The organism is Mesorhizobium sp. M0991 (assembly GCF_040318915.1).
Taxonomy (GTDB): domain Bacteria; phylum Pseudomonadota; class Alphaproteobacteria; order Rhizobiales; family Rhizobiaceae; genus Mesorhizobium.
Map to the genome: position 1 here is coordinate 1 of NZ_JAMYNE010000039.1, position 15801 is coordinate 15801.

The 15801-nt window shown below is 62.6% G+C and carries 6 protein-coding genes; all 6 read right to left on the reverse strand.

Annotated elements, in window-relative coordinates; all coding sequences use genetic code 11:
• Positions 1-213: 213 nt before the first annotated feature.
• The 6 genes from NKH70_RS31300 to NKH70_RS31325 all read right to left on the reverse strand — a co-directional run bounded on the left by NKH70_RS31300 (position 214) and on the right by NKH70_RS31325 (position 15798).
• Complete coding sequence (locus NKH70_RS31300) at positions 214-864, reverse strand: hypothetical protein (protein ID WP_352716701.1); 651 nt, start codon at positions 862-864, stop codon at positions 214-216.
• Positions 865-896: 32 nt separating this feature from the next.
• Positions 897-7358 (reverse strand): RHS repeat-associated core domain-containing protein, encoded by a 6462-nt coding sequence (locus NKH70_RS31305; protein WP_353027136.1) that lies wholly within the window; start codon positions 7356-7358, stop codon positions 897-899.
• 25 nt (positions 7359-7383) lie between these two features.
• Positions 7384-10218 carry a leucine-rich repeat domain-containing protein gene (locus tag NKH70_RS31310; RefSeq protein WP_353027137.1) on the reverse strand — a complete coding sequence of 945 codons (2835 nt, stop codon included), beginning with the start codon at positions 10216-10218 and terminating at the stop codon, positions 7384-7386.
• 66 nt (positions 10219-10284) lie between these two features.
• Positions 10285-12405, reverse strand: coding sequence for an RICIN domain-containing protein (locus tag NKH70_RS31315; protein WP_352979637.1), 2121 nt, complete (start codon positions 12403-12405; stop codon positions 10285-10287).
• A gap of 19 nt (positions 12406-12424) precedes the next feature.
• Positions 12425-14470, reverse strand: coding sequence for a hypothetical protein (locus NKH70_RS31320; RefSeq protein ID WP_352979639.1), 2046 nt, complete (start codon positions 14468-14470; stop codon positions 12425-12427).
• Positions 14467-15798, reverse strand: coding sequence for a hypothetical protein (locus NKH70_RS31325; RefSeq protein WP_353027138.1), 1332 nt, complete (start codon positions 15796-15798; stop codon positions 14467-14469). Before NKH70_RS31325 ends, NKH70_RS31320 begins: the two co-directional genes overlap by 4 nt.
• Between the last annotated feature and the right edge of the window lie 3 nt (positions 15799-15801).

Genomic DNA, 15801 nt, shown 5'->3' on the forward strand with positions numbered 1-15801 from the left:
CTCGTTGCGACGATCGAACCCGGCGAATGCAAAAACTACTTCGCAAACGCCGGATACGCTTCCGTCAAAACGTGAAAGACTCTAGTGATCTGTTAGACAGTAGAGTGCGCAGATTGCCGAGCCATGCGATGCGGTGCCTGACTCAGGCAGCAGGCCACGAGCGTCTGGGCTAGCCTCGTTCGCTCGCGGCTGTTGCTGCTACCTCGTAGCTGCCTACCGCAGGTCCAGCTGCAATTGGCCGCTATAGTCCTCCGTCGTCAGGAAGAAGCCCTCATCGATGGCCTTGGCTTTGAACGCGGGATCGGAGCCGAGGTCCTGGAATTCCGGCTTCAATGTGCCGGAGGCGTCGAAGTAGCGATCTCGAAAGCTCGCCCGGTCAAGCCCTGCATAGTCTCCGCCCTTACCTGCGACGGTGCAGGATTTCAGTTCGGTTTGGTCGGCAGCGTCAGCCGGGAAACTCTTCCTTGCGAAATCCATGGGACCGATGCCTGGCGCTATGCTGCGGGGGAATTGTGTGACGCACCGCGCTGTCGCATCACCCGCAGCGATCGTCAGATCGAAATAGGGAGGCCTCAGGCCCTTGGTCGCGAGGTAGGCAAAGGCACGGATGCGATTGGCTGCCCTCAAGGTATCAAGGTCTGTCGTCTCCAGAATGCCGCCATTGATGGTGAGCTTTCCAGTTCCGCCAAGTGCTGCAATTTGCTTCTGCAGCCAGTCTGAGTCGCGATCGATCCAGGTCAGGAAATCGAGCGGAATCGCTTGTGGCTCCTTCATCTGCGGGTTCATGGATTGGGCGAGCGCCCCCGCGGTGGCGAGCATCGCCAGCCCGGCCAGGGCCGCCGTAAGGAGAGGGAAGTTTCGCATGTCATGCCTCCGTCCTTCTACGTTGCCGCGAATCAGTTGTAGTGGTTGCGCGGCTTGATGCCGAGCATGTCGCGCAATTGGTTCTCTGTTATGTCGTCAGGCCGCGGCGTTCCGCCGACACCGACGGTCCGCGCTTCCTCGTCCATAGAGGTATGCGGCTTTCCATCCAGCCCGTTGTAGGTGGCTGGCCCCATGCCGGAGATCTGCCCCGCCTGGATGTGGGAGGCGTGGATCTGCTCATGGGCAAGCACGATGCCAGGGTCGGCCGGGTTTTTCGCGACCGTGCCGGTCGACTTGTCGAACTCGCTCGACGTGCGGATACGGGCCGCGGCCGGATCGTAAGAGATGATCGCCCCTCCCGGTGTCGTCATCGGGTTCTTCGTGGGATCGGCGAGATCGGTTCCCGTACGGCCGGCGACGTTCTGGATCGTCACCGTTTCCGGGCTGTCGACAATCCTTTTGGTGAGTTCGCGCCCTGTATCCATTCCGGTACCGGGCACGAAGAAGTCCTTGACGTCGAGCCAGGCGCCGTGGAGCCAGCTTTGCGAAACCTCGCCGGTCTTGCTGTCGACTCGGGCAGTCGGGTCGGTACGCTGGATGTCCTCCTCAACCTGCCGCCGGTAGGCGGCATCGCCGGCCACGATCTCCTTTAGGCCTGTCGGGTCGATATAGGCCATCGGATTGTTGTTGGCATAAGCGAAGAGATTGCATGAGGTTGGGTTGCCGGTGCAGCGCTCAGGATCGCCGACATAGAGCGGGTCGGGTGAGACGAAGCGGCCAAGGGCCGGATCGTAGTAGCGGGCACCGAAATAGTAGAGCCCGGTATCGTCGTCGAGATATTTGCCGGTGAACCGATGGTGCGTCTTTTCGCGCGGCAACTCGCCCGAAACATCCGTCAAGTGATCGGCCCAGGCAGGAGCCAGCAGCTCCGGCTTGTGCTCGGTTCCGTATGCCCGATAGAGCATCTGCTCCACCGGGGTGCCGCCCGAGGCGATCACATAGTCGCTGCTCTCAATATGGTCCTTGAGGTAATAAAACCATTTGCCGGTACCGTGCTCGAGCCGCACCAACTTGGTTGAGGCAATGTTGACATAGCTCTCCTCGCCCTTTGGGCCGACCTCGAATGTCTCCACCGGATAGAGATAAAGCTGGTCAGGCTTCGATCCGTCCGGAGTGGCGACCTTCTTGTATAGGCGCCGACCGGTCTGGTCGTAGCCGTAAAAGACGTCGTTCGTTGCGGTCTGCGCTCGGATGAGCCTGCCGTTGATGTCGAAGACAGTGCCGGTAAGGTTCGGCGACGTCGCCAGCTGACCGAAGCCGTCGAAACCATATGGCTTCGACGCGCTGCCGGCCGGAATGAGGCCGGTTGCGCTGGCTGCCGCCGGGACAATCCCTGCCCCGGGATCGAGCTCGTCATTGCGGGCGAAGGTGCCGGCCGGCGAATAGCCGAATTCGGCATGCTTGCCGTAGCGATCGATGCTCACGAGCTCGTTCTTGAAGTCATAGTGAAAGCTGCCGGAGCGATCGACGTGGGTCGCGCCGCCGGCACCACTGCCCAGCGCATCGACGATCTGTGTGATCGAGCCGTTCGAATTGAACGCCATCGCCAGGTCCTGCAGCGGAACGCCTCCCGCTTGCGAGACAATATGCGTCAGGAACAGCGTCGTCGGATCGTAGGTCATCTGCGTGAAGGCGCCGAGCCGGTAGTCGACGCGCTCGATGCGTCCTTCCGGATTGTAGGTGATGTTCTCGATCACTTTCTGCGGGCCGGCGAAGTCTGGATGGGATACCGTCACGGAGCGGAGGTTCTTGTCCGGTCCAAGCGCGAATTTCGACGCGAGGCCGCGTGGGCCAATCGATGAGTCAATCCGGCCATCGAGCGTGTGATGGAAGCGATCGGCATATTTTACGTGGTTGATCTCCACCTCGTTGGCCGTCATACGGCCATTGGCATTGTAGGCGTAGCGTTCGACCGCGTCGAACAGGCCATTGGGATCGTGGATTATGACCTCGGTTATTTTGTCGAGCGGTAATGCGATCGGCAGTTCGAACCCGTCCGCAGAGGCGATGTCGACGCCCCGGTCGTAGCGGTATTCAAGATGGAGGACACCATCGTCAACCTCAGTGAGTTTGCGGTTGAGGAAGTCGTAGGTGGACGTCTGCACGGAAGCTTCGCCGTTCGTGCCGACGCGCGCGATCGCTGATTGCCGCCCGCGCGCGTCGTAGAAGGCGTACCGGTCGCCCATTCCGGGAATCGACTGGAATTCGATGTCGCCGACCGAATTGTAGACTAGCCGTCGAGGAGTGGTTTCGCCCGGCAGCCAAATCTCGCTCAAATAGCCGAAGGAATCGCGCACGAAGCGGGAGATGTGCATTACGCCGTCGCCGTTGGCGGCGATGAAGCCGGTCACTCCGTTCTCGTTGCTGAGCGAATATTCCTCGCTCCGTACCGTACCGTCGAACTGATCGGCATAGGTCGTGATTGTGTGCGTGCCCCAAGGCCCGAAGGTCATCTCGGAAAGCTTGCCAGACGGGTAGGACTCGCGCACCATGCGGCCTGCCGCGTCGTATGTGTACGCGTTGCCGATTTCGTGATCCGGGCGCGGAACGTCGCCGAGGTCGAACACCTTCTGCAGGTTCAGGTCGTCGACACCGCCGAAGCTCCTGACGACGAATGGGGTCCAGCGGAACACCAGTTTCTCGTTACGATTGTAGAGCGCGAAGTTGCGGACCCGCACGCCCCCCTCGGCAACGCTTTCCAGATCGGCGACCTGGTTCCCGCGCGCATTATATGCCGCCAGTTCGGCTATGAACTCGCTTTCGCCTTCCGGCGTTTCAGCTGCGCTCTTGTAGCGGCGCTTCGATGTCAGGATCAGTGAGGGCAGGCCGCTCTCGCCGATCTTGTAGCTGTAGAATTTCTCCGCACCGTCGGCTGCCGCCTCGTGGATCCTGCGGCCGAGCGCGTCATAGTCGTTGGTGACGACCATGCCGAGGGGAGTCGTCATCGTCCGCACAGCTCCGGCCCGTGGTCCGTCGTAGGTCATAGACGTGACCTGGTTGAGCTCGGACGCACCACCTGCCATCTTGGTGTGGCTCAGCGGCAGGGTGCCGGTCTCCTCGTAGAGAACGGCCTCTGTCTGCCCTAGGTCGTCCGACAGCGCCGTGGTGTTGCCGAAGACGTCATAGGCCATGCTCTTGGTGAGCGTGCGGGTGGCGTTGCGGAACTGCTCGAGCGACGCCGGCAAGCTGCTGAGGCCTGAAAAGACTTCGAGCGTCCGGGTGCCCATGCGACCGCCCGCGTCGGCTAGATAGGTGAAGCTTTCACGGCTGAGCAGTCGCGTGCCGGTAAGGATACGGCGCTCGGATGCGGCGTTGACAATGCTGAGCGCGGCGAGATCGGCCCGCGATTGCGCATACCCGGTCTGGGTGGTGCGGCTAAAGCCCTGGACAGTCAAACCCGCGGGTCCCGGGATATCGCGAACCTGCACCGTTTCCGAGGCGGGCATATTGAATTCGTCGAAGTCCGTATAGGTCTGGGTTTTAACCGGATCCTTGCATTCGGGATCCGCCGGTTCCTGCTGTTCGGCCTCGCCGGCGGACTCGGTTAGAGTTTCCTTGACTTTCCTGAGGTATGACGAGCCGTCGCCGTTCGGGTGGGCTTCCCAAATCGAAGCCTCGCATTTGAGCATCATGCCGGTCGTCGGCAGCTTCTGGCTGCGCGTGGCAGTCGACAGCGAGTGCAGCGCCGCCGCCGACGGATCAAGCGTCTCGGTTGTCTCCGCGCTCGCAACGAGTGTCGCCTCGGGCTTCACTTCATAGATCTTGCGGATCTTCAGTTTGCCGGCGAGGTTCAGGTCAGCCGCCGTTTCGGCGAAGGTGTAATATTGTTCGCGATCGAGACTTGAACGCTGCGTGACACGCTGGCCGGCCGCGTTCTCGTCGCCGTAAGCGACCTTCTCGACATCCGAGAAGCCGATGAAACGGCGATTGATCACGTCGTAGAATGGGTTGTGGTAGAAATATTCGTCCGTCTGCACCTGGTCGCGAGCCTGGCCCGGTATTCCCTGCGACGTGACGAGCTGCTTGGCGACGACAACAGGGAAGTGCAGGTTGCGCGTCGGCTGGCCGTTGGCGCGGTCGCGCAGCATCTCGTCGATCGAGGTCGCATAGCGAATGTCGTGCCGCCGGCCGGAATCAAAGTCGACGACCGTGAGCAGGTTGGCCTTGACGAGTTGCATCGTGTCGGTGCGGTTGAAGTCAATGACGACGACGGGCTTCACCTCATCGCCGGACGGCTTCTGGAACACGATGATTTCGGTCTGACCGTCGCCGTCGATGTCGGCGACGCGCGAACCGAAGGTCTGTGTCGACGTGCCGAGTTGAACCCGCAGATTGAGTGTGATGCCGAGCGGATCTTTCAGGTAGGTGCCGTCGCCAAAGCCGAGCCAGATGCGCATCTGGTCGGTGCGCTCGCCCATAGACGCGAAATCGATGATGCCGTCCCCATTGGCGTCGATGTACCACATCGTGGCGAGGCTATCGCCGGGCAGCATGCCGCCAATCTTCGAGAAGGTGCCGTGACCGCAGACCGGATCGCTGATCGCGGCATCTCCGAACAGCAACGCATTCGAGTCCGTCGAGAAGGCGTTGCCCTGGTTCTCGTAGAGGCAGAAGCCCTGGTCGGCTGGGCGGATGACGACGAGATCGGGCAGCCGGTCGCCATTGATGTCGACCATCCGCACATTGTTGCGACCGAGTATCTGGCCGTCCTGGCTGTTGAATGGGAACGCCTTGGTCAGCGTGCCGAAGTTGACGCTGTAACCGCCATCGGCCTGGCGCCGTGTGAGATTGAGGAATATCCGCCATTCGGTGCGGCCATCAGCGTTGAGGCGCGTCGTGACGATGTCAGACAGGCTGTCCATATTGACGTCGGCGAAGCGGCCGTTGCCGCCCGCGAATGTCGTCGGCGAGACGCCGAGTAGCGGGATCGAGCGGCCGAGATAGGGGAAAGTCCCGTCGGCCTTGCCATCATAGACGTGCATCAACCCATCTTCGATTTCGACGATGTCGACGAAGCTGTCACCAAGGATGTCGGCAAAAGCGAAGCGGTTGTCGGTGAGCCGTGGCGCGATCTGGCGCATCAGTCCAGCCTCGGTCGGACGCGACAGGATGAGCTGGCTCGTTTCGCCGAAGGCGCTGTTCAGGTCGCCGCTGCCAAGATGCACGGTCGCGCCATCATCCTTGCTCTGCACGATGTCGGCCAGCGCATCCATATTGAGGTCGGCCAACTCGAAATTCTGCGGGGGGATGTCGCCAGCGAACGCCATCTTTGGCGCTTCGAACACGACGGGGCGCGACGCCAGCTCGGCGCTTGTCCACGACGAATAGCCGAAATGGATATCCGGGAACTTCAGCGTCGATTGCGCCAGCGCCTCGCCGCCGGTGTCGCCATAGCGATAAAGCACGCGCAGCTGGTCGAGCACATTGACCGACTGGGTATCGATAAGCGGTGTCAGGTCGGCCTGAGCCTTCGCCAGGCAGTCCGGATGCGCCCGGACGATGAACTTCGACGTGTCACTGGTATCACGGCCGACATATCCCATGCACCATTGGCCGTAGACGGTGTCCTTAAACTTGGCTGTCATCTTGCCGTAGAGCCGGGCGTTTTCCTGTCTGCTGCCATTGGTGTGGCTGACGAGCGTCGATTGTGTCTCGATCAAGTCGAACTGATAGCTGCTCTGGCCGCCGGCGAAGCTGGCCTTTGTAAGATAGCTGCGTCCACCGAAACGCTGGTAGTCGTAGCGGACGGCTTCGCGGTTGGCGTTGAGCTGCAGAACCAGCGGCCATTTCGTGACGTAGGGGGTGGCTATATCGAAATTGCCCTCCGCCACGGACGGATCGCCGCTGAAGATCAGCCGCGTTCCGTTGGCATTAATCACCTCGAAGCCTGAGGGGATGGTATCGGTGTGCAGGCCGCCTGTCAGGTCGAGCGAAACGACGTCGAACGCGCCAGTGTGGTAGAGGATCTTGACGAAATCCTCGGCGTATTCGGGCTTGTACTCCCAGACGCCGTTCTGGTTTCCGAGAAAGACGAGCCGAGCGCCCATGTATGACAGGCGGGAGAAGAAATCGCCGCCCGGCTTGGTGCCGGGCAAGGCCGTGCCGAGATCGTCATTGACGGCGATCGCCTGGGTGTTGAACTGCCAGCCGATGCCGAGCCCGTTGCCGGTATCGCCCGCGAACTGGCTGTAGGTGAGGCTCATCTGCGGCCCGAACTGGCCGCGCGTCGGCAAGGTGGGCAGCGGCAAGGTGAAGTTCGCGGATCCCGTGTTGTTGTTCAGCGAGAAGCTGCCTTCCTCTTGCGAGACGGTGCCGCCCGCCGCGGGCAATTGCACGACTGACGTCGCCGATTTGTCTTCGGCGCGGGCCGGGGAGCCGAGTACTGCGGCGCCGGCGGTCAGGGCTGCGAGAGTGGCAAAGGTCTTTGCGAACATGGGACTACCTCTCCGGATGCAGGCATTACTGATGAATGTGCGGGCTCACGATGATGAGTTGCAAGCAATTCGGGCGTGGACAGATGACCGAGGGCTGGACGGCGATCGCGTCTTGCAAGTGAATGTTTCCATCGAAGATACGCAACGGCTCGCGCTTGCAGGCTTCGGCGACTTGCTGGAGGAGCGGCTGCGGGAACGAGCAGATCGGGTTGTTGCCGAGATAGGACTTTCCGATCACCGGATGGACCTGAGCGAAATTCTCAACCCGGTTACCCCTCAGATCGACGACCGACAGCGCCGGAAGCGTGCCGAGCGGCAGCGCATTGAAAACGCGGTTGTTGCGCAGATCGACATCCGACAACGCTGGCATGCTCGACAGATTGCCGACATTGGTGATCTGGTTGTTATTCAGGTAGATGTATTTGAGCCCGCTCGAGCCGAAGCGCGGGATGGCCGACAGCCGGTTGGTGGCGAGGTTCAGCTTCTGAAGTCCCGTCAGCGATGCGATCGGCGACGCGTCGGTGATCAGGTTGTCGAACAGGTTGAGTTCGCCCAGCGCCCGGAAATAGACCACAGGGTTGACGGCGATGATCGACTTCTTGTTCAGCGTCAGGCTGGTCAATGACTGCGCCCAGTTCTGCGCTGCGCTGCAATCGGTGCTGTCGATGTGGCCGGCCTGCATGCGGCTGTCGAGTGCCGCCATGAAGCCGCGCGAGTCGCCGAGCGCGATCGAATCGAACCGGTAGACGATGCAGTATTCAGCGAAGCTGGCGTACTGCAGCGGCAGGTTGCGCATTCCGGCGTCGTCGAGCAACGGCAGGTCCGCCAACGGCATAACGGATTGCACCTGGGTGTTCGAGAAATAGAGCTTGGTGAGCTTGTTGAGCAGCCCGATGCCGATCAGGTTCGACAGTGGATTGCCGTCGACGTTCAGTTGTTCAAGGCGGCGCAGTTGCAATACCCCTTGAATCGAGGGGATCTGGTTGTTGCGAATCCAAAGTTTTGTCAGCCCCGGTACTGCCGACAGCGCCGAGACGTCGGACAGCTGGTTGTCGGACAGGTCGATGGAGGTCAGATTGCCCATCACCTGGAAGAGCGAGACGCTGGTCAACCCACGGTTCTTCGCATCGGCGAACTGGCGTGAGCTGAGATCGTCATAGGCTCTGCCGCAGACAGTCTTGCCTGAGATGGACAACAGCGCGTTCACTTCTGCGGCTTGCGCGGGGGTCAGAAAGTCGGTCTGGTTGCGCATCAGGCATGCCGACAGGAAATCAGTCGCTTGCACAGGATTGTCGGAAAGATCGAGATTGATCAGGCCCGACAGCGCCGCCAGCGGCCTGACATTAGCGATCGAATTCTTTGACAGGTTGAGTATGCCGAGATTGGTCAGGCCGGCGAGCGGCGCGACGTCGGTGATGTCATTGCTCGAGAGGTTGAGCGAGGTGAGTTGCGGCAAGGTGGCGAGCGGACGCAGGTCGCTGACGATCTTGGACGACAGGTCGAGCGCCGTGGTCGCCAGCAGCTTGTTGCCGACCGCCGAACATGTTCCGCCGCCCTCCAATTCGACCATGGCGCGAACGGTCTGCCCAAGCGGGGTCGCGGCATCGCGGTGCAGCACGCAAAGGTCAACGAAGCTTTGCCCGCCGCCCGCTACGATTGGGTTGCCGCTGAGGTTGATGGCTAGCGTCGAGGGGAAGCTTCCGAGATTGGCGAAGGTATCGATCTTGTTGTTGGCAAGGTTGAGGCTGGTCAGCCCGCCGAGCGCGCTGAGCGGTTCGAGCATGTCGCCTGTGAGTCCATTGTTGCCAATGGACAGTATCGAGAGCGCCTGCAGGAATTGCAGCGGCTCAAGGCTGGCGATCTTGTTGTTGTCGAGTGTAAGGTTCGTAAGTAACGCCAGCGCTGACAGCGCGCGGATGTCGGTGATGTCGTTGTCGGAGAGGTCGGCCCGGGTCAGCGCGGTCAGTGGCGCCAGCGCGTTGATGTTGCTGATGTGATTGCCGGAAATGTCGAGGAAGGTCAGCGTCTTGAGCTTGGCCAGCGGACCGGGCTCGGCGATCGAATTGTTGGCGATCGACAGGCTGGTGAGGTTCGTCAGCACTGTAATCGGCTCGAGCGATTGCACGCCCTTGCCGTTCAAGTTCAGCGTCGCGATCGATTCCAAGAAGGTCTGGGCGGTGGCGCAGGCGGCCGAGTTGCCGAGCGCAGAGACCCCGCCGGGCGTTGAATCGAGCACCGCCATCACGGTCGCCGTTTCAGCCGGCGTGCGGTCGCCCTTGACGCACCATTTTGCGAAGGTCGTCGGCTTATCGACCAGCGGCGCGCCGGAGAGGCACGCGATGGTGTGGATCTTGCCGACGAAGAACGGCGTGGGATCCGCGTTCAGAGCCTGGTCGAGATTCAGCTTCAGCTCGGTGACCAGCGGCGCGCAGCTGGGAATGTAGATCCGGTCGGAAAATGTCGTCGCGCCGAAATCGGAGGGGAATTGCAGGTAATAGACGAGGCCGCTGCCATTATCGTGCGCGAACACCTTGATCGGATATGTCTCGCCCGACGGGCACAGCAGCGGGTTGGCAGCGGGATCCGCGGCGACGATCGCGCTGTCGACGGCGGTTAGCACCTCCGAGGGAACCGTCGCGAAGCCAAGTCCGCGAATCACTGCTTCCTCGTCAGCCTGGTCCTTGCAACGGATGCGATAACCGCGCCCGTCGGAGATAAGCAGCGGATAGTGCAGTCGGTTCGCCTCCAGAGACGGATCCTCGAACAACACAACCTTCGGTTCGTCCGCGCGGGTCAGGCCGGCGCCGGCGGTCACGAGCAGGACCAGACCGAGGAGCAGCGATCGGGCGATGCGTTTCATCTGGCTTCTCCTTTCGAGGCTCCAGGCTGATCGATGCAGGTCAATCAGCCCGAACCATTAGCGACGCTACCTCTCGTCCGCCGCCTTGACGGTCCAATAGCTCGACGGATCGCGATCGCAGGCGAACTGAAGGGCCGGGATGTTGTTCAAGTTGCTAACCCCGCCGGCAATCGTCAGGCACTTGCCCGTCTGGACGTTCTCCGCCTGAACTCCGTCGCGCGTCTCGATTAGATTCCAGCGGCGTGAAGGATCGCCGTCACAGTTGAATTGCAGGGCCGGGATATTGTTTTCGGTGCTGACTCCGCCGGCAATCGTCAGGCACTTGCCTGTCTGGACGTTCGCCACCTGGAAGCCGTCGCCTGTTTCGACCAGCCTCCAGCGCTGCCATTGACTATTGTCGCAGTCGAATTGCACCGTCGGCGCGTTATTGTCGGTTCTTCCTTGCGCGACCGACAGGCACTTTTCGGTTTGCCGGTTCACCAGCACGACCTCGGGGTCGGCCGCCCGTATACTCCAGAACCGTGCCGGATCGCGGTCGCAGTTGAACTGGAGGGCAGGGATGTCGTCGTCGGTGCTCACCCCGCCGGCAATCGTCAGGCATTTTTTCGTCTGCACGTTTTCAGCCTGAAAGCCGTCGCCGGTCGCGGTCAGCTTCCAGCGTCGCGACGGGTCCCGGTCGCAGTTGAATTGGAGGGCCGGGATATTGTTGTCCGTGCTGATCCCGCCGGCAATGGTCAGGCATTTTCCGGACCGCACGTTCTGCAGCTGAAAACCGTCGTCCGTCTCGACCAGCTTCCAGCGGCGCCACTGGTCGCCGTCGCAGTTGAACTGTACTGCCGGCGCGTTGTTGTCGAGGCGCCCCTCGGCAACGGCCAGGCATTTGCCGGTCTGCATGTTTGCCAGCACCACGTCGGCCTCCTTGATTGCCGTGATGCAGGCTTCGAAAATCTTCCCGGAGGCGACGGTTGAATGCTCCGGTCGACTGATGCAGACCGGATTGCCGTCCAGCGAAGGGTTGAATGGCAGGATGGCGCTGACGGACTGCACCGTGGCCAGGCGGTTGGCGCGCAGGTTCAGAGCGGTAAGTTTGGTCAAGCCCGTCAAGGCGCGCGCATCCGCGATCCGGTTCTTCGACAGGTCGAGCACCGTGAGTTCTTGCAGAAAGCGCAGCGGCGACACGTCTGTGATCTTGTTGTTGGCCAGAACCAGCCGCATCAAAGCCCGCGCCGAGGCGAGCGGTCGCAGGTCGGCGATCTGGTTGGAACTGAGGTCGGCGTCGGCCAGCTTCTTCATCACGGCCGCCACGTTGATGTTGCTGATCCTGTTTCGCGACAGATCGAGGAACGTCAGCTCGGTGAGCTTTTCGAGATCGCGCGTGTCGGCAATTTCATTGCCGGACAAGGTCAGGCTCGTCAGATGGGTGAGTGTCGCCAGCGGCTCAAGGTTGGTCAGCCGTCGCCCGGCGAGGTCGAGCGTCGTGCTAGACGCGAGAAAATCCTGCGCGCTTGCGCACGCGGCCGGATTGCCCAGCGCAGAGGCACCGCCGGGTGTCAGGGCAAGCAGCTCCTCGACCGTCGTCTGCTGGGCGGGATCAAGGTCATCCTTGAAGCACCAGCTGGCAAAGGTCGTCGGCCGGCCGACAAGTGGCGCGCCGGCGACGCATGCAATGGTATGAACCTTTCCGGCGAAGAATGCGGTGGGATCGGCGTCAATCGCCTGATTGAGATTGAGTTTCAGTTCCGCGACTAGGGGCGCGCAGCCGGGAATGTAGAGTTGGTCGGAGAAGGATGTTGATCCGAAATCGGTCGGGAACTGCAGGTAGTAGACGAGCCCGCTGCCACCGTCGTGCGCAAAGACCTTGATCGGGTAGTTCTCGTCGGACGGACACAACAGCGGATTGGCGGCGGGGTCGGCCGCGATGACCGCATTGTCGACGGCGGTCAGCACTTGCGACGGAACGGTGGCGAAGCCCAGTCCACGGATCACCGCCTCTTCGTCAGCCTGGTCGTTGCAGCGGATGCGGTAGCCGCGTCCTTCGGAGATGAGCAGGGGATAGTGCAAGCGGCTGGCGTTCAGCGTCGGGTCCTCCAACAGGACGACCTTCGGCTCCTCGGCGCGGGCCGGACCGGCATCGACCGCCAGGAGCAGCGTCAGCAGAAGGAGCAGCGAGCAAGCGATGCAGTTCATCTGGTTTCTCCTTTCCGCTCTATTCGACCAGGCTGAAGCGGCCTGGCCCGCAAGCCCGGCTCGTATTGTCGCGTGCGATGTCGTTGCCCGGCAGCAGGAAACTGGCGCTTGAGCCGCTGTCTGCGAAACTGACCGCGCAGCGGAAGCCGGATACCGTCGAGGTGGTGAAATTCGCCGACGAACCGCGCTCGAGCTGGATGGCGGAGCCGATCGCAAGGCCAGTGGCGGTCGGCGCGAAGCTATCCGAGCGGCCCGCCACGATCGCCCCTCGCAGAACCAGCGGATTGGCGGCGGCGACATCGGTAAAGTCCACCCGCATCAGGCTGTCGGAGGTGAGCACCGCGCCGAAGCGCGCGCGGACAATAGTGGACCGGGCGGGCGCCTGGGCCGAGATCAGCAGCCGTGCCCTTACGCCTTGGATCGCCAGCATGTCTGCTTCCACCCTGAGGCCGCGCGCATAAAGATCGGCCAGGCACAGAGACACGCCACGCGCCACCGGCGACAATCCGTCCGCCACGGTGCCGATCGTCACATTGTCGAGCGCGACAGTGCCGTTCTGCGCGATCACGGCGACGACCTCGTCGGTCGTTTGATCGGCTGCCCGTGCCAGATCGATCCGCTCAAGCTCGAGCCGCGGCAAACCATCCGCAACGATGATCACGCCAGTCGCGGACAGGATGCATGACGAGGTTCCGGCCGGCACGCGGTTGGCGGTGCCGACGAGCCGCGTGCGGGCGACGCCGGGGGCAGGCGCCATATGCACCGTCTGGAACGGCAATCCCTTCAAGACCAGTGTCTGCGGCACCTGGACCGCTGCAGGCAGTTCGAGCCTGAGATTGACCCGCCCGGCGCAATCGCCCTCGGCGGAGAATTGCGTCAGCGTCAGCGAGCCGCCATCATTAATGCGGCGAACGCACGTATCGCTGGCCGAGCCGCGACAATCGAAACCGGTAGCCGGCGGCGGAGCGGCTGTCAGCGCGCGATCAGTCTCGCCCATCCAGTCGCCAATGCCGGGGGCAGACAGGCCGAGCGCCGAGGTGAGAAGCGGGCAGCCCGTGAAGGACAGGCTTCGCCCTTCCGCGAAGGTCCAGTCCAGCCGCGCATTGCCGAGGGGGTCAAGCGAGCTGATGGACGGGCCGGCTGGCAGCGGCGCCAGGCCGAGGTCGATGCCCGGCTGCGCGAAGGCCGCGTGCTCGCGCTGATAGCCGTCGCAATTCGACAGACACAGGTCGACGAAGGGCGCCGAACGAAGCGCAGCCACCGCGTCGGCGCCGAGCAGGGTTACGGCCTCGGCCTCGGCGATTCCGAAGAATGCTCGCAATTTCTTCTCTACCGCTTCCGCCGCAGCCGCATCGACGATGATGTCGCGCGTCGCCCTGCCGTCGAGGCGCACAATGGGCAGGTAGGAGGGCTGCGCGCCTTCGCCGGGCGGCGTGTAGCGCACGACATAGACCGTGTCGCCGATGCTGTCGGCGCTGAGGAAGGTTTCAAACCGGTGCAGGCTCCAGCGGGCGACGCTCGGCACTGCTAGGTCCAACGGGCCGCCGAGATCGCCGCGCCCGCAATCGAGTACGAACGGTGTCCCAACGCTGGGCGGCGTGACGAAGCCCTGGAGCACCCCCGGCAGTTGCAGTCGCTCGCGGATGGCGAGCGCCGCCTTGATCTCCGCGCAGGCGGTGGGCACGGCAAAATAGCCGCTGCCCGAGGGGGAGGGGAGATAATAATTGCCCGATGCCTCGACGTCGGCCCAGATCGCGGTTGTCGCCGGCCAGTCGATATCGAATGCGGTGCCAAGGCATGGCAGCCGCGGCTGCGCCCCAAAGCCGTTTTCAGCTTGAACCTTGGCGAGCGTCGTCTGCGAGACCGTGGCGGTGTCGGGCAGATGCAGCAGCCGCTTCGCCTGGCCTGGGCTGGTGCAGCCGGCGAGTTCCACCGCCTTGCCGTCGAAAAGCGCGACATAGACGTCCTTGTTCTGGTCGGTCACGAAAGCAGCAAGCTGCGGCTCGGCGCGGGCCACCGAAGCGCCCGCGAGAAACAGGGCGAGCAAGGCGGGCGCCTGTCTCATCGCAATTCGCTCAGGCAGCTTGCTGCGCGGACGGGATCCATGTTGACCTCGGTCATCAACGGATCGAGGCCGGCCGACTGGCACAACTCCTTGACCGAGATCGAGTGCGGCCCCTGGAAGTCGACCGTAAGCTTTCCGCTGGTGATCTGCCCGTTCTGGCCGACGCACAGCGGATTGTTGGCCAGCGCCGGCCGACGGCAGGTGCGGATGACGTCGGCCATCGCGCGGCGATTGGTCAGTTCGCAGAAGTAGATACGGCAGAGCGCGGCGACAGTGGCGCGGTTCTCGGCGTCGGCATTGATGATGCGCTTGATGTCTGCGACCAGCGCGCCCGCCTTGGCTTCGAAGGCGAGGCTTTCGACGCGGGTCTTCTCGCCCGTGATCTCACCCGACCGTTCGGTGATCTTCGGCATCAGGTTGATGTTTTCCGAGGTTATGAACAGCCCGCCTTTCCAGCGGTCGAACTCGTCAAGGATCGAGGTCGCCCTGAGGATCGCCTCGCGGTAGGCGCTGTAGATCGACCCCATCTTGGTGTCGCGCGCCGCCTCGTAGACCTGGTTCAGCGCGGCATACTCCTTGTTCACTGCATCGGCACCGGTCTTGATGTCGTCGATGCCGGCGCGCGAACTCTGCATCAGGCCCTCGGCGCGCTTCAGCTTGCGGGAAAACATCGCCGTGATCGGGCTCTCAACGCTGGCGAAGTAGCTCTCGATCACCTTGCCGGCCGCCCCGTCGGAGAAGGCATCGATCTCGGTGTCGGACAGATTGGAGATCAGGCCGCACTGGGCGTCGAAATCGGCGCTCAAGGGGCCGGCCTGGCAGGTGCTCATCTCGGCCAGCCTCTGGTCGAGCGTTCGGTTCGAACCGAGTCGGTCGGCATACTCGAACAGCGCATGGTTCCATTCGATCGCATTCAAGTCAGCCTGGCTGTGCCGCCGGTCGCGGCAGAACAGCGTCTGTTCCATCCGGCTCTGGTTGCCCGAAGCGCGGTAGGCGTCGAGATGACGCGTCGCCTCGGCACAGTTGGCCAAGCCTGAAATCAGAGCGGCGAGCTGCTGGTGGACAGGCGGCAGTCCGCGTGTCTGCGCCTCGCGCATCAGATTGGCAGCGCGTTGGCTGTCGTCGGGACTGCGGGCCGGGCGGTGGAAGACGCAGAGGCCTTGCTCGAAGGTCTTCAGCGTGCCGTCCGGAATGGCCGGCCCCTCGCAGTTGGGAGCGTCGAGAACGCGCGATTCGATCGTATAGCCGGCGAGATTGTCGACAAACAGGTCGCGCGCGGCCGCTCCCGTCGCGCAAAGCGCCAGACCGAGCGCTGCTGTGACGACCATGGC

Bases quoted from the DNA above. Each gene is read 5' to 3' on its own strand.
- NKH70_RS31320 (WP_352979639.1), bottom strand. From the start codon at position 14,470: ATGAGACAGGCGCCCGCCTTGCTCGCCCTGTTTCTCGCGGGCGCTTCG.
- NKH70_RS31300 (WP_352716701.1), bottom strand. From the start codon at position 864: ATGCGAAACTTCCCTCTCCTTACGGCGGCCCTGGCCGGGCTGGCGATG.
- NKH70_RS31310 (WP_353027137.1), bottom strand. From the start codon at position 10,218: ATGAAACGCATCGCCCGATCGCTGCTCCTCGGTCTGGTCCTGCTCGTG.
- NKH70_RS31315 (WP_352979637.1), bottom strand. From the start codon at position 12,405: ATGAACTGCATCGCTTGCTCGCTGCTCCTTCTGCTGACGCTGCTCCTG.
- NKH70_RS31325 (WP_353027138.1), bottom strand. From the start codon at position 15,798: ATGGTCGTCACAGCAGCGCTCGGTCTGGCGCTTTGCGCGACGGGAGCG.
- NKH70_RS31305 (WP_353027136.1), bottom strand. From the start codon at position 7,358: ATGTTCGCAAAGACCTTTGCCACTCTCGCAGCCCTGACCGCCGGCGCC.